The following is a 22739-nucleotide window of genomic DNA, read 5'->3' as shown; positions in this document are numbered from 1 at the left end:
TAATGTTAATTCAGTTAAGTTCGGGACAGGGCCCGGTTGAGTGCTCTGTCGGAGTGGAGAAGCTTTGCAAAGCCCTCCTCAAAGAGTTTGATGGTTCACGCATCGTTTCCGTAAACGCAGACTATTCAGGCACGGGATACAAGTCTGCCGTTATGGAATTCGATGGTGATGTATCTTCGCTTGAAGGGACGGTCTTATGGGTCTGGAAGAGCACCATAAGACCGGGCCATCAGCGCAAGAACTGGTATATCGATGTGCACGTGATAAAGGAAGCCGAAGAAGTCGGCGCACTTGATCCCGATGATTGTGAGATAACCACGATGCACTGCGGCGGCAAAGGCGGCCAGCATGTGAACAAGGTGGAGACAGGCGTAAGGATCACGCATAAGCCGACAGGCATAACCGTCACATGCACGGAAGAAAGAAGCCAGGTTCAGAATAAGCAAAAAGCAATGAAACGTCTGGCGGGTATTCTTGCTGCGAAGCAGGAAAACAATAATGCAGATGCATTGAATAATGCGTGGCAGAAACACAATGAGATCGTTAGAGGAAATCCGGTGCGCAAGTACGAAGGGGAGAAGTTCAAGAGGGTAAAATAAAAACCTCACCCGGGACTGCCTTCCCGGAGTGAGGCAAAAACAATCTCTTCGGAAGCAACCGTCTCTGCAGACCGCGCTTTCTTAAAAGGATTGTAGCATCGATTTTTTTGATGTCAATGAAAGCGTTGCAGCAGCCTGCTGATCGGTGCCCTTGCCCTGTTGCTTAAGTTATTTGCGTTTCTGGATACCAGGTATAAGCGCAAATAAAAAACCTCACCCAAGATGGCAGTCTGAGTGAGGTAAACAATTAGTTTTACACTCGGAAGCAACCGTCTCTGCAGACCGTGCTTTCTTAAGGAGATTGTAGCATCGCTTGTATTTGCCGTCAATTAAAACGTCGTAAAGGATGGAAGTATCGTAAATAGATATTTTTCTTCAAAAACGATATCTTTACTTTCTGACAAATATCGTTATTGAAGATTTTTATTAGAAAACGATACTTTCACTTTCTGAATGATATCGTTATTGAAGTATTTTCTCCAAAAAACGATATCTTGGCTTTCCAAAAGATATCGTTATTAAAGATTTTTCTTCAAAAACGATATCTTACTAATTTACAGGTATCGAAATAAACAACGCAAACCATATTCCGATACCTTCACTGAATCCGCATCAATCCGTACTCCACAAAAACAAAACAACAAAAACCAGCCATGCGACATTTTTGCACCATGTCGCTTTCTATAATCGAATCAGGTATAGAGCGGATGGAAAAATCAATAACAAAAATCTGGAGGTATTTACCATGAGAGAATTGGATAAGGTGATCGGATACGAGAACATCAAGAACGAGCTTTACAGGATCATTGACATCATCAGGAACCCCGAAAAATATAAGGTTTTGGGAGTGAAGATCCCTAAGGGAATAATGTTCGAAGGAAAGCCCGGCATCGGAAAGACGCTGATGGCGAAATCATTCATCGAAGAGAGCGGACGCAAGGCGTTCATCATCAGGAAGGACCGTCCTGACGGAGCGTTCGTGGATCACATCCGCGAGACTTTTGCGGAGGCTGCTGAAGAGGCGCCGTCAATAATCCTTCTTGACGATATAGACAAGTTCGCCAACGAGGACGACATGCATTGTGATGCCGAGGAATATGTTACCGTGCAGACATGCATCGATGAATATAAGGATAACGATGTATTCATTGTCGCAACCTGCAACGACTACAGGAGCATGCCGCGTTCACTGGTCAGAAGGGGAAGGTTTGATAAGACTTTCCATATGGATTTCCCGAAGAACGGAGATGCCAAGCTGATCATAGAGTTCTATCTGAAGGATAAGACAGTATCTGATGATATCGATGTTGACGAGATCGTCAGATACAGCGAGGGGCACTCCTGCGCCGATCTTGAGACCGTTGTAAACGAAGCCGGTATCATTGCGGGATATGAGAATAAGGAACGTATCTCACAGGACGATCTGAGAAAAGCGTGCCTGCGGAATTTCTGGGGGATCAAAAAGGATTATTCCAAAGACTGTCCTGCCGGACTGGCGAGAAGAAAGGCTGTGCATGAGGCGGGCCACGCGGTCATCATCGAACACTTCTATCCCGGTGAAGTCAGCTTCATCACGATTGAGCGTGTACACGATGCTCTGGTGTTGAGAAAGCGCGATGAGCGGCATTTCGAGACCTTCAGAGATCACGAGATCGGGATACTGATCGATCTTGCCGGAAAGGCCGCAACGGAGCTGACCCTCGGCGAAATCGACATGGGAACGAATTCCGACCTGCGTGCTGCTTATGACGCAACAGCCTGGCTGCTTGACGGTTTGGCCGCGTACGATTTCCAGTCGTGGTGACACGGCGAGGAAACGGCCGAGCGCGTTTTCGATCACCTGGATGACGTCAAAGGCGCCGAAGTGGCACGTTACTACATGAAGACAAAGCAGATCCTCATGCAGGACCGCGCATTCCTCGAGGCACTGGCTGATGTGGTTGCTGATAAGAAAACCGTTACCTATAAAGACATCGCACCGATCCGTGAAAAGTTTATCGCGGATCAGAAAAACGCGGCGTGAATACACATTCGCATAAAAGGAAATTTATAAATGGATATCGATAATAAACACGCGTGTTCCTTCACGGGACACAGACCGGAAAGGCTCGAAATGAGTCAGGAGAAAGCAATCTCCTGGCTCGAAGAGCAGATAAGGAAAGCGGTGGACGACGGCTATACGGACTTCATTTCAGGCATGCAGAGAGGCGTTGACATCTGGGCTGCCGAGATAGTCTTAAAGCTTAAGCAAGAGGGAAAGAAGATCCACCTTATTTCCGCCTGTGCCTGGAACGGCATGGAAAAGGACTGGGAACCTGACTGGAAGAAAAGATACACAAGGATCCTGATGGGTTCCGACAAGATCGTTTACGTGAGCAAGAAGCCAGGCAGAGCCGCATTCTTTGAACGGAATCACTGGATGGTCGACAACTCTTCAAGGCTTATCGGTGTTTATACCGGTGCGCCAGGCGGAACAAAAGAAACCGTCTGGTACGCAAAGCAGCACGGCCTTGAAGTTATCACCATCAGTAATCGTTAATAACAGTAAAGAACAATAAACGGCACAAATCAGAGATGCGACAAAACTGTCCCATCCCAGAGCTTGTGCCGTGCTATAATCAGATCAGGAAAAAGGGATAACAATAAAGAAACAAGGAGGTTTCCCATGTGTGAGCATAACAAATACCTGCAGCCTGTATACGACATCATCCGCAGATACGCGAGCGAGGAGAAGCCTATCTGCGCTACGGAGATCCGCAAAAGGCTCCTTCAGGTCATCGATGACGATGAATGCGAGCGGAGGACGGTCGAGCGCGCCCTGGACAAGCTGAGGACCAGCTTCGGAAAAAATGAGAACGGCGAGTGGATCAATGACGATATCAAGCTTCATTTTGACACCATAAACAGGAAGTCTTCGCCGATCTATAAGAACTATTGGCTCGAGATAACTTCCAAAGATGAACTCAGTGATGAGGAGCTGATGTATCTCATCGACGCCGTGCAGTATTCCAGGCATATAAGCAATGAAGTTGCCGATACTCTCATCAGAAAGCTTAAGATCATCAGCAACGCGTCGGTCGAAAGGAAGTTCGGCAATTTCAGAACGGCCGGATCTGATTTTCCTACCGTAAATGCCGATTTCTTCAATAATATCGGCAAGATCAACGAGGCGATCACCAATAAGAAGCTGATAACATTCGTCGAGTGTGAATACGGCGTAGACAAAAAACTGCACCCCAAGAACGGCGGAAGCCTGACGGTTGATCCTGCCTGCATCGTTGTTGCCAACGGCAATTACTATCTGTTGTGCACCAAGCCTTCTTCTGCAGCGATGAAGAGCTACCGCATAGATAAGATGAAGAACGTAAATGTATCTGATGAGGATTCACCTGACGACGGACAGGAGAGAAAAGCGATAAAGAATCCGGGTGATTACATATTCGAGCACCGCAATATGAATAACGGCGCGGTTGTTGAAGTCAAGCTGCTTGCAGATGAGAATATACTGGACGACATCATCGATACATTTGGGACCGGTATCAGGATCCTTCCGAACGAGAATGGCGGCGGCCGTTTGGTAATCTGCATCAAGAGCGGAGAACGTGACATCATCGACTGGGCCATACAGTACGGCGGTTCTGCGGAGATAGTATCTCCTGTGTATCTGCGTAATGAGATAGTTAGAAGGATCAATGGACTGTACGATGCATATTCTGACAGCAGTTCGGCAGAGATACAGTATCTGGATGCGATCCGGAATGCGGAAGAAGGCAGAAGCTTATATCTGATCGATATCGACCTGAACAGATTTGATACGTACAGGAACATGACTGATGTTTACTGTATCAATATGCAGCGCAATCACATAACGGACTTCTCGTTCCTTGAAGATTTCAGGAGACTCAGAGACCTTCACATCGCTCATAATTTCATCAGTAATCCTGAGGTGTTATCCGGACTTCACAGCCTGAATACTTTGGAATTGGATAATACGGGCATAACAGACCTGGGTTTTCTAACGGGATTAAGCAATCTGAAGACGCTGGCTCTTCACGAATACACACTCGAAGATGTTGAAGCAATCTATTCGCTGCCTAATCTGAAGGTTCTTGTAGTCAACAGGATGACCGCCGAGCTGATCGATAAGAAGAAGATCAAAAGGATTTACGGCAAAGATTTCAAGTACATGGTAGAAGACTCTTCGAGAACGTGGAGAGTACTTGGCATAAGAGAAGAACTGCCACAGGAACAGCGCATGGATTTTGAGGAGATCGGCAGGTCCTTGTCAGGATATTCAACATTCATGGTTACGGACCGCGCCTTTAAAGAACTTCTGTGTGAAAACATTTATACAGGTGGCCGGCTTTCAGGCGGAAGGCGCGAAAAGATATTCCGTATTACCGAAGGCTCGGGAAGCAACAGCGAGAAAGTCGAACTGTATAAGAACGTTGATCAGTTTGCGGATGAAGAGTATACATGGTACGTAACATATAAGGGCGAACAGCCGGTTTCTGTTTCGGATGTTGATATCAAGTCGGTCTGCCAGATCTCGATTTTCAAGAAAGAACGCGGTCTGAAGCTGGTCGTTACTGCTTCGAAGGCAAGGTTTTTTTCCAAGGACCGTTCCGAATCACGAGAAGCGATGAGGGAAGAATTAGATTCCAGGATCGTGCACATCAGATACCTGATGGACAATAAGATCGGCTGGGCAGAATTGAGCGGCCGGCTTGAGAGCCAGTTCAGAAATGCCTGCTCCATTGACGATGTCGTCAGCCCCAATGAGCTTCTTGACAAGAAGGTGTACAGGATGCTCGAGATCGACAATGACGATTACCACTTCTTCCGCCAGGATGAAGACGGTCTGCACACGGTCAGAAAGATCGTATACGGACACATAGCGGATTAAGAAAAGGAGACTTCCATGGGCGGCGTGTTCTGGATAGTTGAAGATGAGCTGAAGGCCTTTGTCTTTGAAGAAAGTGCGGAGTATGGCGTTGCCAGATCAGGCAAGACCTTTAACCACAGACTCCTTTGGGAACATGTGCGCCCTCCAAAGTGTAGCAGGGATTTTGACTACTATCCGCGCGGAAGGGTCCAGTTCAACGGCAAAGGCAGACCGGTCATCTACATGAGCCCTCATATCGATGAGAAGTATATAGCGCAGATAATGGAAGCTTTTGATCTGTCGGAGGAACCCGTAGTCCACTACGACGGAAGCGACCACTATAAATGTTATCTTGACAGATAAGCCGGATACTCGAAATGAAACACCGCAGGATAAAGAAGTACGCCATCCATATACTCGCCATCCAGGCGATCAAACCCGATCTGTTCGACATTCCGCTGAGCAGATGCGCGATCATCGCCTGCACCGAAAGGGAGAACAGCAATCTCGATCTGTTCCCCGATGCGCAGAAATGCGTCATGCCGTTTGCCGATGTCGAGGTCCCGGATGCCTATATGGCGATCAACGGAGCGCATGCCAGGGCAATAATAAGATTCCTGGACCGGCTGCCTGATGAAGTTACCGATCTTTATATCTGCTGCTCGAAAGGCAGTTCGAGATCACCCGCCGTTGCCGCAGCCGTCCTCAGGATGTCCGGCAGGAGCGACAGAGACGTATGGGACAATCCGTTCTACGTTCCCAACAGTCTCGTCTATCAGACGGTCTGCCGCGAGTTCGGCCTTTTCGCTCCTGACTGGTGCGTAAGATGCCTTGTGGAACGCAACAGGCAGTGCTATCTGGAATCCGTCGAAAAAGGCAGCACCGGCAAATACGAACGCTGGCAGATATTGGAATAACTGCCACACTAAGAGAAAAATAATCATTATAAAAAACCGGATGTTCCATATTTGGGGCATCCGGTAATTTTTTGAGCCGATGTTATCTTTACAGCTCGCTTCTTATCTCCATCAGTATCGTCCCGAGCCTGTTCTGAGCCGTTTTGTTTGAGCATCCGTTACACATACATTTTCCCCAGAGGTTGTCGTGATGCTTATTTCCCTCTATGAGCGTTGCGTCGCCCGTGGCCTTCAGCTTCTCCCTCAATTCGGGTACGGAGAACTTGGCGGTAAGGACTCTTTTCATGATGCCGCAGCTGATCTCATTCCAGTTTGCGGGAAGGTTCGGCTCCTTTTTCCCCATGCGCTTCGCAACGACCGGATTTGTTACGGCCGCATATATGACCTTTCTTTCTTCGGTCGAGCACTTCTGCGCCTGGAATGCAGCCTCGGCGCTGTGATATGTCAGTCCCTCAAACTCGAAATCGCACGCGTAGAAGTTTGAAAGGAAACGGTTTTCTCCCTTGAACTCATTAATTACAGATACCTCATCCATGCTGTTACCTCCTTATTTCCAAAAATGTTATTAAACCTGCCTGTATGTTAACGGGCGACATGGGACAAAAAATGACCATGCCCGCAAAGTACAGCTTCCCTAGAAAAATCGAAAAATGGAACTATACTGATAAGTAATAAAGCAAAACAAATTTTGGCAAGGATTTCAATATGTCTGACGTATTTTCTTATAAAACCCGCGGCAATTCCAGTGCCGATAATAAACCCAGAGTCTGTTTTACCTGCCATCCCGATGATCTTGACAGATATCTGGAAGAAGTCTGCAAAGACATCCTTGATCTGAGCGACTGTGCCATCTTTTATACAGAGGATATGAATGCTCCAATAGATGACAAGAATACGCTTGTTACTCTCGAGCGTATGAGTCTGTTTGTTATCCCCGTTACGTATAAACTTCTTACTAAACCAAACAGAGCGAAAGATTTTGATCTAAACTTCGCAAAGGAAAGGCACATACCCGTACTTCCCTTATTGATGGAATCCGGGATCTATGAGTTCTACAAGAAGCCAGAAAACTTCGGCGATATGCAGTATCTGAAACCTTACGGTGATGATGCGACTAAGATCGACTATAAGGATAAACTCAGGAACTATCTTGAGTCTGTTTTGATCAGCGATGAATTAATCCAAAGGATAAGGAAAGCCTTCGATGCATACATTTTCCTGAGTTACAGAAAGACTGACAGGATATATGCAAATGAACTGATGAAGCTTATTCACAGGAATCCGGAATTTGAAGATATTGCCATCTGGTTCGATGAGTTCCTGACACCCGGAGAAAGCTTCAGGGAAAACATTGAGAAGATATTAAGCGACAGCAAGTTGTTTACACTCCTCGTAACGCCGAGACTTTTGGAGCGCCAGGAGGACGGCTCTCCCAATTTCATTATGAGAGAGGAGTATCCCGCAGCAAAGCAATTAGGCAAGCCCATCCTTCCTGCAGAGATGGAAAAGACAGATGAGGAAGCTCTTAAAAGAGATTATGAAGGTATACCTGCTTGTTCAGATACAAGCGATGAAGAAGCTTTCAAAAAGCGTTTGATTGATACGCTGATGGGAATAGCAGTATCAGGGAACAATAATGATCCGGAACACAACTATCTTATCGGTCTGGCATACCTCAAGGGAATCGATGTGGAAGTTGATACTGATAGAGGTGTGGCGTTGATCACACGTGCTGCCGAATCCGGTTTGCCTGAAGCGGTCGAAAAATTGTATTTGATGTATAAAGACGGAGACCATATAAAGTCTGACGGTGAGAGATCTTTATATTGGGCTAACAGGCTTTATGAGATAAATCTTGAAAAGCATGGTGAAGAACACCAGGAAACACTCCGTGCGCTGAACAATCTGGCGGTCGCACATTATAACCTTAAGAACTATGAGAAAGCTGCCGAACTGCATGAGAAGTGCTATGAGGCCAGCAGGAAAGTTCTTGGCGAGATGTCGGCGACAACGCTCAGTTCACTGAACAATCTTGCACTTGATCTTGATACGCTCGGTGATCACAAAAAAGCCATTGAACTATTGAACGATTGTTATGAGATCAGATCTCAGATCCTGGGCGAAACTCATCCGGATACACTTAATGCGCTTTATAATCTGGCACTTGCCTACAGTTCATCGAGTGCCGATTATGGAAGAGCAACTATTATGTTTTTAAAATGCTTTGTCGAAATGCAAAAAACATTGGGCGATGAACACCCCAGTACTCTCCGTGCCATGAACAATCTGGCGCACTCTTTTTATCTGGAGCAAGATTTCACAAAGTCAGCCGGACTGCATAAGGCGTGCTATAAGTTAAGATGCAAAGTCTTTGGTAACGACCACCCGGAAACGCTTATTTCAATATTGAATCTGGGTAAGGTCTATTATTCTCTCAGAGAATTTAAAAAGGCTCTTGAATACCGTGAAATGGGCTATGAGATCATGTGCAGGGATCTGACCGGGGAACACCCTGATACACTCCGTTCTCTGAATGATCTTGCGATGACATATTATCAACTTGGTGACTATAAAAAGGCTCTGGAATTACATGGGAAATGCTATGAGACCAGATGCAGAGTATTGGGAAAAGAGCACCTTGAAACTTTAGGGTCAATGCAAAATATTGCACTTGTCTACGGTTCACTCGGAGATTATGGTAAAGCTTCTGAATTATATGAGAAGTGCTATGAGCTCATGCGTAATGATCCGGGCGATGATGCTCCTGAAACATTAAATTTGTTAAACAGTATGGCTGTTAACTATTACAGGCTCGGAAACATAGATAAGGCTATAGAACTCAGCGAAAAGTGCTATCAGACCAGACTTAGGATTTTGGGTGAAAACCACATGGATACGATTGATTCACTTAACAATATGGCTGTTTTCTACTATGCAATCGGAGACTATAAGAAAGCCGTTGAAGCGAATAGCAAGTGCTATGTGATCAAGTGCCGCATTCTACCGATATACTATGAAAGCACACTCGGTTCTCTATATCGATTGGCAAAGTCTTACAAAGCGTTGGGAGATAACAAAAAAGCACTTAATTTGGCAAAAGATTGCTACCAAAGAAGCCTTGAAGCCTTTGGTGAAGATCACCAGATCACAAAGCAGGCTTATGAGTTGATAAAAGAGTTGCAAGGTTAAGAAAACTGTCCCATTAATCGAAGGACGAGGTTCTCTTATAAGGCTAAAATATTATTGGCACGGTCTGCTTAATGGGCGGTTGCCTTCCGAGTATTTATTCACATCTTGGATTTCCAAGAGAGTACTAAAGAAAGGAGGGCTGTGGAAGTGACAGACTATGAGATTTTGTCTCTGGTGATAACAATGATCGGCTTGCTGGTCGGCGTCATCTCGCTGTTACTAAAACTATTTGCGTACCTCGATTCTAGGTATAAACGTAAATAAAAACCTCACCCAAAGACTGGCTCTCTGAGGGTGAGGATTCATTTCCCAATACTCGGAAGCAACCGTCTTTGCAGACCGTGCTTTCCTGATGTAATTGTAGCATCGTGTTTATTGTCAGTCAATGGAACGAAGAACTCCAGGTGTTTTTTAAATTTGCCAAACATATGCTTTTACAACATAAAGTAAAAGAAACAGATTGAGTTTTTTATTCCCGGTATAAACGCAAATAAATAACCTCACCCAGGGCCACCTTCCAAAAGTGAGGTTTTAAAACAATCATTTTCGGAAGCAACCGTCTTTACAGGCCGTGCTTTCCTGTTGCGATTTTAGCATCGTGTTTATTGTCAGTCAATGAACTACGCAACACTGATAAAAGAAATATACGATACTAGTTATCCGTAAATCTTCTTCACTTTCTTCGCCCAGTCTTTCATCTCATCGACCATCCTCTGCGGTTCCAATATGACCACGTCGGGAGAGTAGGCTTTGGCGAACTGGAGCATCGCGCCTTCCGTTACCAAAGCGGAGACTGTAACGTAGTCTTTCGTCTCTTCTTCAAACCTGACGTCTTTGCCGAAGATGTCTATTATGTCAGTTACCATTCTCGGAACAATCATGAACCTGACACGGGTATCGCCGGTCGAATACATGTTGATGTGAGTCTTCATGTAGTCGGCAAGGTTGAATCTTTCACCGTTGGAATCCTTGAGTTTCGAAAAAGGTTTGCGCTTCTTGTCTAGGATCTTTATATCCGTGATGCGGTCTATCCTGTAATTGGAGATCTCATCGTAGTCGTCGTAATTGCAGATCAGATAGTACTTGCCGTCTTTGGCTGCCATCTGATACGGGTTGATTATGTAATCCAAAGGTTTGCCGTCTTTGCCGAGCTTGGGGTGCGGCTTTTTGTCGGTCCCGTAATTGACGTAATGGAAGGTCACCTGTTTTTCGTCTGAGATGGCCTCATCAAGGATCTCTATCGTATAGAAGATCTGCTTGTTGTTGATCTCGTTGTCGGGAATCGTCTTGATGTGTTTTACATGTGATTTGAAATGCTCGCTCGAAAGGCTTTCGAGTTTTTCAATAAGCTCCAGGCAGCGCTTGTAGGGAAGATGGTTCGAGAAGAGAAGACCGTCTATGAGAAGTCTGAGTTCGGATTCCGTGAATTCCCTTGCGAGGTAAAAGTCAGTCCATACGGTGGTGCCGTTGCTGCGCGGTGTTTCGGTATATGAGACGGGGATGCCCATATCAACAAGATATTCGATGTTGCGGCGGACGGTCTTGCGGTCGAGAGGCGGATCAAACTCCTGGTTTAGGATATCCAGGATCTCTTTCTGGTCCATGGTATGATTCTCATCCGTGTGCGTGCGGAGGATCTCAAGTATCATCGAGGGGATCATCTTCTTGGGTTGTCTTGTTTCCATGACCGTGACCTTCTTTCTGGCTTAATATCCATATTGTAAGTCTTAAAGATGTCGATGGTGTGAAATTGGTACATGCCACCGGGTAAATTTTGTGTTAATTCCGATAGAATCAGCGGGCTTTAAAAATGTAATATTGATCAGCAATTCTGTCCCATTAATTGAAGGACAACTATCTCTTGCAAGGCTAAAATAGTATTGGCACGATCTGCTTAATGGGCGGTTGCCTTCCGAGTATTTATTCACATCTTGGATTTCCAAGAGAGTACTAAAGAAAGGAGGGCTGTGGAAGTGACAGACTATGAGATTTTATCTCTGGTGATAACTTTGATCGGCTTGCTGATTGGCGTTGTCTCGCTGTTACTTAAACTATTTGCGTACCTGGATTCCAGGTATAAGCGCAAATGAAAACCTCACCCAAGATGGCAGTCTGAGTGAGGTAAAGTAATTGTATTTTACTTGGAAGCAACCGTCTTTGCAGACCGTGCTTTCTTGATGTAATTGTAGCATCGTGTTTATTGTCAGTCAATGAATCACTGCGGCGTGAAAATAACGAAAAAGAACACGGCTTCGCACACAGATTAAGACACGAGCCGATGGCACTAAAAGGGTGCATACACCAGAGTAAACTTGTGCTAACGACAAAAAGGAATTGGGGCATATTTATGGATAACCTCATAGATCAGTATGATGACAGAAACAACGATATCGAAGTCGAGATGGCGTTGCTCTCTTTGTGCATGCGGAAGAGCAGTACCATCCTTGATGCTATTGCGAACAAGATAACGTCGGAAGATTTCTCCGACAGGCGCAACCAGCTGATATTTGGCGTCATCATGGACATGTTTTTTGAGAACGTGCAGATAGACAGGTTTACCGTCTTTTCAGAGCTGGAGACGAGAGGTCTTGCCGACAATGTCGGAGGGCTCAGATACATCTACCGCATAGGTGATATGACGGCCGTGCAGTCAGCCGCAGGCGATTACATCGCGGCGATCAAGGAGAGGAGCAGCAGGGTAAGGATCCTGAGGGTTTTGGAACGCGTCCGGAAAGAACTCGGCAACGGCAGGAGCCGTTCTGATGAGGTCGTGGATTTCGCGATAACCGAAATGTCACGCCTCAAAGGCTCTGAGGAGAGCAGAGGACTTAAGACCATGTCGGACGTTTTGAAGACTACAACTGCCAACCTCATTGCCGGGCTCAAGGATGATGAGGCGGCGGGCAAGGTAAAACTCGGTTTCCCGAAGCTCGATACTATGCTGGGCGGTCTGAGACCGGGCTCTCTAAACGTCCTTGCGGCGCGCCCCGGCGTGGGCAAATCCGCGCTTGCGATGAACATGGCGATGAACGTCGCCGCAAACGGGAAGACCGTGGTCATATTTTCACTTGAGATGAGCGATGACGACATCGGTCAGCGACTTCTGTCATCCGCCATGACAAAGCCCGTGAGCGAGATCGTAAATTCACGCCGCCTGACTGACGAAGACAAGAAACAGATAGACCAGGCGGTTACAAAGCTCGTGGATTATCCAATCCTCCTTGATGACACAGCGGTAATAAATCCCGTTACAATGAAGACGAAGATACAGCAGCTGGTAACGGCAGGCGATCCGCCCGGACTCGTCATCGTCGACTATCTTCAGCTCGTTAAACTGCAGGGTGCCGGATCGAGGAACAGGGCAGAGGAAGTAGCGGATATCTCCAGAAGCCTGAAGCTCCTGGCAAAGGAATTCAAGATACCCGTTATCGCGCTCTCGCAGCTCAACAGAAAAGCTGAGGAGAGGGGTACGCCCCAGATGTCGGATCTCAGGGAATCGGGCGCCATCGAACAGGATGCCGACACCATCATGTTCATCGAGCGTCCGGATGTGAAAGAGGACAACGGAAATAAGCAGGGAACAGAAGAAGAGACATCCATGAACGGGATGAGTTCCAGGGATGTTGCCGAAGCGCAGCCCGCATATATCATTCTGGCAAAGAACCGTCATGGCGGGATAGGCAAGGACACCGTATGGTGGATCCCGAGCAAGACCATGTTCTACGAGTACACGGGAAGGGATCCTATCGAGCCGGGAAGCACGTATAAAAAGACCGTGTCAGGCGATGCCGCCGCACAGGACTATGACTTCGATAAACATGAGGACGAACCGCAGCCTCCCATGACCGAGGAGGATGAGATGCAGCAGGAAGAGGATAAGTTTATGGCTGACCTGAACGAAGGTTATCCGGAAGGATTCCTAGAAGACTAGACGTTGAATCAGAAGATCATTCGTCTCCGCCGTCAGAGTCATCATCTTCATCGTCGTCAGGATATCCGTCTCCTAATGTATCCCAAAAGCCATCGATGTCGTCATACTCGTCGGTTACGTCCTCGAGCAGGACCTCTTCGTATCCGCCTTTGATCGTTCCGCTCGCGGTGAACCTGAAAATGGATTCGGCCAGTTCGATCTCATAAGAGATCTCAAAGCCGCCCTTGCCGTCCACGACGATTATCGCGGCGGGAAGTTCTTTGACGAATGCTTCTGCCGTGAGACCCTTTTCGCCGGACTCTTCGATCAGTTCATCGATGTCTTCTTTGAGCTCCTCCAAAAAAGCGCTCCTGGCTTCTTTATCGTATTTCTTCGAATCCGCAAGTATTTTCTCGAGAGCGTCAAAGGCCGCATCCTCGCCTGATCTGTCGCGTAAGACCTCAACGAACACCTCGACTTCGTCATCGTTAAAGACCGTTTCTCCCTCGAAGATACCGATGTCATCGGAAAATGCCAGCTCATCGCCGTTACTGAGTTCGCGGTATTCCGTATCATCCTCATCATCTTCGCCTTCTTCAGTTTCCGATTCGAAGGTAAGTTGGGTAAAGCCGTCCCTGATCGTTCCCGTCAGTATGTATGCCTTGCCGGAAACCTTGTTGTGCATGGGCTCGAAATGCGCTCTTATGCAGGCTTCGTTCGGCCTGAACAAAGACACATCGGTAAGGAAAACAATTACTATACGTTCGAGCTGCAGTTCAAACGCTTTGATGTCATCGGTGAAAAGACCGAGGCTGTCTGACAGCGCTTCCTGCATTGCGTCGTTCCAGCTCTCCTGATCCTCATACAGAGTCTTGAAAGCGTACTGCAGCGCGCCCACGCTGTTGCTGCTCTCAGGCGGCGCATACATGGCGAACTCAACCTTCTCGCCGCACCAGTCAAATTCGGCATGGAAGCATCCGGCTTCCTCATCAAAAGGCAATTTTGCCCCGTTGCAAAGTTCTAAGTCTGACATAACCGTTACCCCCGTCTTTCCGAGATCTTTGTCATTTCTCATAATAAAATTACGGGGGAGGGAATACAACAGCAGATTTCGGCTAATATGGGCGAAAGGTCCTGGCTGCATTCAGCTTACCTGATACTCAATAAGTTCTCCGAACAGCGCCGTTACAGGCCTTCCGCCTATCTTTGCCTTCTCGAAAAAGTCACTGATGCTTCTGTACCACCTGTTGTTGAACCTTATCACCATCTTGCCGTCTTCTGCTATGCACTCGACTGTGCAGGGGATTCCCCTGTATAAAAACTTCAGACAGCATTCCTTCTCCGACAGCCAGAACAGGTCGTAAAGGTCGGTCAGCCCGTCAGTTGAAGGGGAGAGGCGGTGCATCATAAGAACGACTTTCTCCATCTCTTCGATGTTGCCCCACCAGGACGGGTTCGACCTTAAATATTCGGCAAACCCGGTGCGTGCCTCACCCAGCAGATGCAGCGCCTCGGTGATGTTGCCTTCGGATTCCAAGATCCCCGCCATCCTGTAGTTCAGTGCAGGCCACGGAAGAAACTCGGGCGGTATCAGGCTGAACAGGTCCTCAGGGTGCGAACACTCCTCGTAAAGCCTCTCAATTATCTCCACATACTTTTCCTCGTCCTTCTCAACGAAATACCCGAAGCGGTACATGTCGGCTATCTTATATTCGCAGCCGATCCTTAAGTGATCGTCGCAGGACTCTGCGCCCATGCTGAAGTAACGGAAGGCCTTCTCATAATCGACCGTACCTGTCTGGCCGTAGTACCAGAGATACCCCAGGCTTTCATACGAAGGGCGGTAGCCGTATTCCGCAGCCATCTCCAGATACTTCTGGTACAGCCTGAAATCCTTCTCCTCTGCGTAGAACCACGCCAGGTTATGCATGTCGTTCGGATTGTGGTACTCGTCGATCAGGAACCTGAGCGCCTCCACGAACATGAACTTGTCGTCCTCCGTGTGGCTCTCGGAAAGGTAGTAATCCGTGATCAAACCTCTTGCTTCAGTCTCGTTCATGGTGATCACTCATCATCCTTTTTAGGCTCTCCCCAGATCGGGCAGTCAAAACCCGAACCCCAGTATCTGTCCGGATAGACGCCGCCGTTGAACTTCATGAATCTCAAGACGACGTCGACCATCTCCTGCGGCATGTAGTGATAAGCGTCTATGTCTATTCCGTGCGGGATCCCCCATTTTGCCTCGGCTATGGCACCGGCAATCGCGCACAAAGTATCAGTGTCTCCGCCGATGTACATGACGTTCCTTAACGTGCTCTCATAGCTGTCAGCTTCAAGGAAGCACTCGAATGCCTCAGGCATCGTGTGCATACAGTCTTCGACGTGCTGGTAGTTGGGACGGATATCGTCCAATGTCCTGGACAGGTCGTAACCGAATTCCTTAACGATATAGTCGCGGATCTCATCCAAAGACGCGCCTTTCCTTGCCATGAAGATGGCGGATGCCGTGGACTCTGCTCCCTTTATTCCTTCAGGGTGATTGTGCGTTACCTCGGCCGTCCATCTCGCGACCTCTCTGGTGCGCTCTATGGTGTCGTACAGCCAGCCTGCTGCGGACACTCTCATGCCCGAACCGTTACCCAGGCTTCCGTACGGCTCTGGGTCATCTGAAAGTACCCAGTATATGAAATTCGCGCCGTATCCTGCGTGGGGGTACTTCTGGCCCCACTTCTTCATGGAACGGATAATGTGCTTCTTGACGGTCTTCTCGTCAGCGTCCCTGCCTGCGTCCATAAGCGCCTCGGCAACCGCGACTGTCATTACAGAATCGTCCGTAAAGTCGCTCTCGGAAGTGAACAGCTTAAAATCCCTGCTCTTGTTTCCTCTGTCAAACTCAAATCTGCTTCCAACTATATCTCCTATGATTGCTCCTAACATTGCCGTTACCTCCTTATGCTGCGTGATCTGTTTCGTGACTGCCGGCTGTTTCCTGCGCACCGCTGCCGGCAGACTTCCTTTTCTGATACTTCTGCGTTATGGAACCCATGACGCCGTTCCTGCCCTGCGGAATGGAAGCCTTGAACTTAAGAAGCTTCTCAATGTCCGACTCGTGCCAGCATCTTGTCCTGTGCGCGCCCTTCCTGAAAAAGTCGGGAAGAAGCTTTGCCAGCTCATGCTCCGGGTTCTCTTTCTTGAATCGGTACCAGGAAGATACGGTCGGAACGCTCGAACCGATCCTTACGGCAAGCTCTGCGACCGTCAGTATCTTTTCCGGCGCGGGCTCTGTTCCGGCCTCACCACTAGGCTCACCACCAGCCTCGCCGCCGGCCTCCTCAGCGGAAGCCCCGTCTGCCTTCTCGGCCGCCCTGCGCGCCATATCCTCGCGGATAAGCTTCTTAATGTAGGTAGCCTTGCCGGTGTCCTCCATCTCCTCGAAGAACCCGATAATGTCGGCGTCGTACTTCTTGCTAAGGCGTACGTTCACCTGTGTCGTGTTTGCCTTCTGGTACCTTGTAATGTACTTTACGTCTCCTGCCATGTTATATGACCTCCTTTAAATTATTGATCTCGTCTTTGTTTGATTAAACGACGGGACCTTGAAGAGGTGTATTCTTATGTCCCATCGTTCAAGCATTAGCACCTTGCTTTTGCAGGTTGCTGTACGGTCACCGGGCTTGTCCCTCGCGTACTCTTAATGGTTGTTTCTTGTTATGGCTTCAGTATAACGACTGCGTCATTCCTGTTGGTCGCATGCCGGGCGACATTTTCAGCTTGCTCCCAAGTATGTCTTTCTTATGTAGTCCTTGAATTCTTCAATGTCCGTGAAGCAGGTGAATCCGAACTCTTCTGCTTTCTTAATGCTCTCTTCATCCGGGTTCCAGGCCAGGATGCACAATGGTTTTGTGAATCCTTTCTGAAGTCCGAAAACTCCGAACGGCCAGGAGATGTCCAAAGAACAGACGTAGCGTCCCTTATTGTCTTCAACGCAGTAGTGACGCTGCCCTTCTTCCATGCCGTTATGCCTCATCCAGTCCTTCAGCCCGTCCATGGCATCCTCGAAAGCTTCGCTTCTTTTAAACTCTTCGCTGTCTTCGTCGAACCATTCGTTGGGAAGGTCAAGATCATCTTCTGTTGTTTCCGCGAAGCTGCCGTCTTCTTCAGCGTTATCTTCATCGCTGCCGCCTTCGGTCAATACAGGCAGGATCTCGAAAGAAAAGCCTGACCTGATCTCCAGCGGGTAGTCGATAAGGATCTTCTGATCGTCGTTATCTTCCTCGCCCCAGTCGAAAAACTTCATAAGGTCGGCCAAGGCGGTATCCTCGTTCATGTACTGGAATATGCCGGTATCATATGAAGCCTTAATCCTGTTGTACTGCTTCTTATCAAGCCTGGCGCTCATAACGCCCAGGTTATGTGTGGTGTTTTCCCCTGTGAATCTGATGTTGATCGCTGCTGCTACGCTTACTGTTCTCTTTCCCATTTTTGTTACCTCCGTATTCAATACTTGATCCCGTCTGCTTGAATGACGGGATCAGTACACACACAAAAGGAGGTAGGAAAAACCAATGGTCCCATCATTCAAGCTTTAGCACCTTGCTCCAGGCAGGTTGCTGTACGGTCAACGGGCTTGTCCCTCGCGTACTCTTTATGGTGCTTTAAGTATAGCATGCCTGCTGCGGATTTCAAGGAAAAACAGTCCTATTAAAAGGACATACAAGGGTTGAAAAACGACTGTTGAGGTGCTAATAAAATAATAAAATTGAAGGTGGTTTATAAGGTGCCAAAAATACGATTTGGATGTATCGATATACGCAACTTTTCATTTGTAAACCATTTTAGTTTACAAATGAAATATAGCACCGCAACCTGGGATATTCAACAAGATGTTTTGCTTACTCCGGGTTTGTTATAAAGTGATAGATGCGACAATTTCCGACCATCTGTCTTTTTATCATATAGGCAGATACAGATGATAAGGAGGAGATCCGTCATGAAGAAGAATACCAATAACGTAAGAAACACAGCAGGCAGACCTGCCATGAGCGCATCTCAGAAAAGAGGCTATGCTGCCGCCGGGTACTTTGCCAAGAAGTATGCAAAGGCAATGAAGGTGCTGGCCAGATAACTGGACTCCTAACGAAAACGAGAAATGTTTTGGCGCGGTTTCTAACGAAAACAAGAAATGTTTTAAGGCGATTTCTAACGAAAATCGAAAATGTTTCACTAAACGTTCCGAAAATAGAATAAAATGAAGTTGTGACGGATCATTCTTTTCTTATGGTTTACAATTCCATAATTCCGTAAACATAAGAAATACAAGCTGTGAGGGCCACTTATGGAAAACTATTCTTATTCCTATATCGGTAAAGACTGCATCTCGGTAAATCTTGATCTTACTGATGTAACGATCAGGTCTATCTGCGAGCGCATAATTGAGAGTGTTGGCGTTTATTACGAAGAAGATTTTCTGCATGTGTCCGTTTGGCAGGCATTTCTGAACAGTTATCTCAGAATAAATGCTCCCGAGATATATGAAGTGTTGAAAGTTGTTCCAGCTTCCGAGTGTTCTGAAATGTATTGCGCTTACATAGAAGGTGTCAGTGAAGAAACAAAAGCATTGGCGGAGAAACTGGGTCGGATTCTTGATGATCTCGTCAATGATGAAGAAAAGGCAATTACATTCCTGGAGCAGAATGCCGATGATATCGACTGGGACCGGTGTGCCACTGTAAGATATGCAAAGTTAGAGGCGGTTGCTCCATACAGTATCTGTGACTATGTCTTGTATGGCCTTTACCTTGGGGATCCCAAGAAGTTTGGCATCCGTATGAGCGGAGATTTTCCTACGGGGCCGAGAAGAACCGGTGATAATTCCGGGTATTCCATCGAATTGAATTATAACAACCAGGGTGTTGAGCATCCTCTTATGTTTACGATTACTTCGACTGGTCCTGCAACTGTTTATGTACAGGGAGGCATACCGGGAAAGAAATATATTGAATCGGATATGGATGCCGACAGTGCGATCAAATTATTTCTGTCAATCTGACCCGTAAACTGCCCGAACCAATTCAGCCTGTAAACTCCTTCATGTCATCCAGTCTGAGGAGAACCGGCTGTCTGCCGAACCCCGCACCCACGTCGATGTCGATCCAGGTTTCGGTCTTTATTATCCTGCCGTCATATTCATCACCGTAAGCTATCGTAGGCGTGTGACCTAATATGGTCATGACGTCTTTATAGTAAACAGTCGTAAGGTCTGGCCTTGTCCACACCAGTTCGTCACAGGTATATTCGCTGAACTTCTTATCGGGCGCGAAATTCCCGAGCCCTGAATGCACGAGCAGGAAAACACGTCCGCCGGCACTTACAGCCTCGTATAAAGGACAGTCGCGGAGATAGTCCAGTATATCCTGCTGTGTATCCTTATCAAGCTTATTCATGGCCTTAAGAGTAACGTCGCCGCCGTCGAGCCGGTAGCGCGTGAGTATATCGATCTTCTCATCTGTCCAGGTGTTTATGCTGCTCTCGGTTATCTCGTCGAAAGCGAAAGAACATGCGAGCAGCATCGCCTCATGGTTGCCCAGGATGAGCTGGACATTGAGCCGGTACATGAGCCATTCCAGGATCCCGACTCCGCCGTCGCCGTTGCGGTCGACGACATCGCCAAGTATATAAAGGAAGTCTTTGTTACCGAAACCCGCCTTGTCCAGCAGATCAAGGAGCTTGTCGAGCGGATATCCGTGAAGGTCAGAGATTACATAGATCATAGAGGTCTTCTTTTCATAGAGAGTTTACTGTTGAGAGTTTTCCTAAAAGTTATATTAGCACATGCAAAAATTTCCGCATGATCCTCCCAAGCATATATTAGGCCGCGGGATGAGCGCATTTTGGCACATCGTCCTTTTTATAATGAAAACGGAAGAAGGGAGGGTAGTTTTATGATCACTTATGTTAGCGGTTCCATGATCAGATACTCGCAGTTTCCGGATGGATTCTGGAAGGATATCGAAAAGCTCATGACTGACGGTGATGAGATACTCCTCGGCAATTCGGACTTCGATCACCGCGTATACGGACGCTGCAGGAATAAGCAGTATAAGAATGTAAACGTGATGCGGGACGTTCCGAAAAGAAAGAGGAGCATACCGCTGTCGACGGTTGAGAGGATGTTGCCCGCAGCTTCGGACATGGTCAGGAAGTGCGACCGCATGATCGCCGTTTGGGACGGCGAGAGTCAGGAAGCATTTGTTAATGTCCTCATGCTCCTTGCTTTACATAAGAAATGCAGAATGTACTTTCTTCCGTCAGGCAAATGTATTGAGATAACTTCCGTTGATGATCTCGCCCCCTATGTGGCTGAACGTCAGGGGTGGACTGATAAAGACATGGAAGAGGTGCTCAAGGTATGCGGATTTGAGGAGCAGATGATCTCATATATGCTCAAAGATTCAGGCCTGGATGAGAAATTGCTGACGGAGATCATCGGCAGGGCACCCATATCCATAACGAAAAAGCGGGAACTGATGGAGAACCTCCAAAAGAAGAACAATCTCAATCATGAAGTGTTCTGCAAGGTCGCGGGGCTTATAAAAGACGGTGCGGATCTGAGTCTTGTGAAACAGGAGATCCTGGAAACGTACGGCAGGTTCGGCGCTTGCTTAAGTGACTGCCTCTCGGAAATACACCTGGCGGAGGAAGGCCTGAAATACTGCACATACTATCTCTTTAGTGAGTGGTATGACACGGATGTGTTTATTGAGAAATCGTATCCGGTAGGAATGTTCGATTCCGTCAAAAAGGCGATGGAATACATAAAGCGCAACGAAAAGTATGAACGCGAAGATATCCCTGAGGATGAGATCCTGTATGAGGACTGGTACAGGCTCGAATGCTGGTATTGCGATGCCTTCGGAACGGAATATGAGCAGAAGTACAACTACTATATCTTCAAAGACGAGATCTGCTGGTTTCAAAGTCTCCAGGCAGAAAAACATGAGTATGGCCTTGTGAGCTACACCCCTGCTAACAATGATTTCCTGGGAGATCTGTCTGACTTGGATTTCCCGACACCATTCAAGTGCGGCGATATAGTCAGGATCGATTGCAGGCCGTTCGGGCCGCCGCTTAATGCACTGGTCGTTGAGGGAGTAAAGCAGCACGACTGCTGTTTCCCTACGGTGCTGTTCAGGTATCCGGAGACGGACAGATGGGATATAACGGGACTGAAGCATAAGGGATTATACAAAGATGCCGAATTGACGGTCTACTATCCGCCGTTGTCGCCTTTGTTCAGGCTCAGACTGTCTGCTCCTGATGAACTGACCGAAGAAGATGAGGTCCTGGTAAAGATCAGCAAAGAACTGGCCGGAGATGAGAAAAAAGGCGCTGCCCTGTGGAATGAATTTTACCGCGGGAGCAGCGGGGGAGTGAGTAAGGAAGAAGTGTTGAAAGCGTGGGAGTCGGTAAAGCTGAAAGGGGAAGAGAATCCTGAATGAGATTGCCCGGTAGGATGATCTTCAGACATTATGAAAAGACTTCTTGATAAGGACATAAGAGAACCTCTCTTCACGTATTTTGATCTGAAACTGGGAAAGGTGCGCTTCTTCGAAGAGAAGGATATCGGCAGATCGCGTGCCGATATCATGATGGTAACCGATGACGCGATAACCGGGCTGGAGATCAAGAGCGATGCGGATTCGTTTACGCGCCTGAAAAGGCAGATCAAAGACTACGACAGGTATTTCGACTATAACTATGTCGTCATCGGCAAGAGTCATCTGAAGCATGTTGAAGAGCACATTCCGGGATACTGGGGTGTCATATCGTGTTTCGAAAAAGACGGCGGGATCTGTTTTGATGAGGTCAGGACCGCGACCAGGAATCCAAAGCGCAAGATCGATTTCAAGCTGAGCCTGCTTTGGTATCGTGAGCTTGCAGCCATCAGGGATGAATATCTTAAGTACAAATATTCAAGACTCAGCAAAGCGGGTCTGCGGTCGAAGCTGATCGAAAATATCGATGAGGACAAACTGGATCTTCTCATTTCAAGAGAATTGTTTAACCGCGATTACACGATATTTCAGTGATGGAAGAGATCCAGTTGGAGTAGATGTTCTCGAGAGCATCAATGGATATTTAAATGTGTGCCAAAATCTCTCACGCCAGGAGACTGATCCGTGTGAGATTTTGGCAAAAACACACAGAAATGCCAAATTCTCTCACGCTGAGAGGACATT

21 protein-coding genes and 2 riboswitches are annotated in these 22739 nt (G+C 47.3%); of the genes, 13 read left to right on the top strand and 8 right to left on the bottom strand.

Annotation, left to right across the window (positions count from 1 at the left end):
* The first annotated feature begins 2 nt into the window (after positions 1-2).
* The 7 genes from prfH to BO18_RS24050 all read left to right on the top strand — a co-directional run bounded on the left by prfH (position 3) and on the right by BO18_RS24050 (position 6401).
* Positions 3-599, top strand: coding sequence for a peptide chain release factor H (prfH, locus tag BO18_RS24075; RefSeq protein WP_034450226.1), 597 nt, complete (start codon positions 3-5; stop codon positions 597-599).
* A gap of 745 nt (positions 600-1344) precedes the next feature.
* On the top strand, positions 1345-2403 hold the full coding sequence (locus tag BO18_RS24070) for an AAA family ATPase (RefSeq protein WP_051689113.1): 1059 nt from the start codon (positions 1345-1347) through the stop codon (positions 2401-2403).
* Positions 2404-2463: 60 nt separating this feature from the next.
* On the top strand, positions 2464-2622 hold the full coding sequence (locus BO18_RS35080) for a hypothetical protein (RefSeq protein WP_185752566.1): 159 nt from the start codon (positions 2464-2466) through the stop codon (positions 2620-2622).
* Between the two features lie 30 nt (positions 2623-2652).
* Positions 2653-3138, top strand: a complete 486-nt coding sequence (locus BO18_RS24065; protein ID WP_034450225.1) for an SLOG family protein — start codon at positions 2653-2655, stop codon at positions 3136-3138.
* 126 nt (positions 3139-3264) lie between these two features.
* Positions 3265-5505, top strand: coding sequence for a WYL domain-containing protein (locus BO18_RS24060; RefSeq protein WP_034450224.1), 2241 nt, complete (start codon positions 3265-3267; stop codon positions 5503-5505).
* 15 nt (positions 5506-5520) lie between these two features.
* Positions 5521-5847, top strand: a complete 327-nt coding sequence (locus tag BO18_RS24055) for a hypothetical protein (protein WP_034450223.1) — start codon at positions 5521-5523, stop codon at positions 5845-5847.
* 14 nt (positions 5848-5861) lie between these two features.
* Positions 5862-6401 (top strand): hypothetical protein, encoded by a 540-nt coding sequence (locus tag BO18_RS24050; RefSeq protein ID WP_034450222.1) that lies wholly within the window; start codon positions 5862-5864, stop codon positions 6399-6401.
* A gap of 88 nt (positions 6402-6489) precedes the next feature.
* Here the strand turns inward: BO18_RS24050 and BO18_RS24045 are convergent, their stop codons facing one another.
* Positions 6490-6936: an NADAR family protein gene (locus BO18_RS24045; RefSeq protein WP_034450221.1), complete on the bottom strand. Its 447-nt coding sequence runs from the start codon at positions 6934-6936 to the stop codon at positions 6490-6492.
* 170 nt (positions 6937-7106) lie between these two features.
* Here BO18_RS24045 and BO18_RS24040 point away from each other — a divergent pair, with 170 nt between their 5' ends.
* Entirely contained in the window at positions 7107-9590 is a 2484-nt protein-coding gene (locus tag BO18_RS24040) for a tetratricopeptide repeat protein (RefSeq protein ID WP_034450220.1), read from the top strand.
* 656 nt (positions 9591-10246) lie between these two features.
* Here BO18_RS24040 and BO18_RS24035 read toward each other — a convergent pair.
* The gene (locus BO18_RS24035; protein WP_034450219.1) at positions 10247-11275 is read right to left on the bottom strand and encodes a helix-turn-helix transcriptional regulator; all 1029 of its coding nucleotides are present in this window, start codon (positions 11273-11275) and stop codon (positions 10247-10249) included.
* A 662-nt stretch (positions 11276-11937) separates the two neighbouring features.
* Here BO18_RS24035 and BO18_RS24030 point away from each other — a divergent pair.
* Positions 11938-13521 (top strand): replicative DNA helicase, encoded by a 1584-nt coding sequence (locus BO18_RS24030; RefSeq protein ID WP_034450218.1) that lies wholly within the window; start codon positions 11938-11940, stop codon positions 13519-13521.
* Between the two features lie 16 nt (positions 13522-13537).
* On the opposite strand, the gene BO18_RS24025 is transcribed toward BO18_RS24030, so the two are convergent.
* The 5 genes from BO18_RS24025 to BO18_RS24005 form a co-directional block, all read right to left on the bottom strand.
* A complete protein-coding gene (locus BO18_RS24025; RefSeq protein WP_034450217.1) occupies positions 13538-14533 on the bottom strand; it encodes a DUF2262 domain-containing protein in 996 nt (331 codons plus the stop codon).
* Positions 14534-14644: 111 nt separating this feature from the next.
* Complete coding sequence (locus BO18_RS33455) at positions 14645-15559, bottom strand: tetratricopeptide repeat protein (protein WP_051689112.1); 915 nt, start codon at positions 15557-15559, stop codon at positions 14645-14647.
* 5 nt (positions 15560-15564) lie between these two features.
* Positions 15565-16437, bottom strand: coding sequence for an ADP-ribosylglycohydrolase family protein (locus BO18_RS24015; RefSeq protein ID WP_066738434.1), 873 nt, complete (start codon positions 16435-16437; stop codon positions 15565-15567).
* Positions 16438-16450: 13 nt separating this feature from the next.
* A complete protein-coding gene (locus BO18_RS24010; RefSeq protein ID WP_034450215.1) occupies positions 16451-17038 on the bottom strand; it encodes a hypothetical protein in 588 nt (195 codons plus the stop codon).
* Between the two features lie 78 nt (positions 17039-17116).
* Positions 17117-17201, bottom strand: a riboswitch (SAM riboswitch).
* 65 nt (positions 17202-17266) lie between these two features.
* Complete coding sequence (locus BO18_RS24005) at positions 17267-17980, bottom strand: hypothetical protein (RefSeq protein WP_034450214.1); 714 nt, start codon at positions 17978-17980, stop codon at positions 17267-17269.
* A gap of 88 nt (positions 17981-18068) precedes the next feature.
* Positions 18069-18154, bottom strand: a riboswitch (SAM riboswitch).
* Between the two features lie 336 nt (positions 18155-18490).
* On the opposite strand from BO18_RS24005, the gene BO18_RS36040 reads away from it, so the two are divergent.
* Both BO18_RS36040 and BO18_RS24000 read left to right on the top strand, forming a co-directional pair.
* Entirely contained in the window at positions 18491-18625 is a 135-nt protein-coding gene (locus tag BO18_RS36040; protein WP_255350987.1) for a hypothetical protein, read from the top strand.
* Positions 18626-18835: 210 nt separating this feature from the next.
* A complete protein-coding gene (locus tag BO18_RS24000; protein WP_034450213.1) occupies positions 18836-19549 on the top strand; it encodes an Imm51 family immunity protein in 714 nt (237 codons plus the stop codon).
* A 22-nt stretch (positions 19550-19571) separates the two neighbouring features.
* On the opposite strand, the gene BO18_RS23995 is transcribed toward BO18_RS24000, so the two are convergent.
* Complete coding sequence (locus BO18_RS23995) at positions 19572-20270, bottom strand: metallophosphoesterase (protein WP_034450211.1); 699 nt, start codon at positions 20268-20270, stop codon at positions 19572-19574.
* Between the two features lie 171 nt (positions 20271-20441).
* Here BO18_RS23995 and BO18_RS23990 point away from each other — a divergent pair, with 171 nt between their 5' ends.
* On the top strand, positions 20442-21998 hold the full coding sequence (locus BO18_RS23990; protein WP_034450210.1) for a hypothetical protein: 1557 nt from the start codon (positions 20442-20444) through the stop codon (positions 21996-21998).
* 30 nt (positions 21999-22028) lie between these two features.
* The gene (locus BO18_RS23985) at positions 22029-22589 is read left to right on the top strand and encodes a sce7726 family protein (protein ID WP_034450209.1); all 561 of its coding nucleotides are present in this window, start codon (positions 22029-22031) and stop codon (positions 22587-22589) included.
* Positions 22590-22739 lie beyond the last annotated feature (150 nt).

The organism is Butyrivibrio sp. AE2032 (assembly GCF_000702965.1).
Note: the sequence above shows the minus strand (reverse complement) of the source record. Positions and strands in the feature narration are given on the sequence as shown.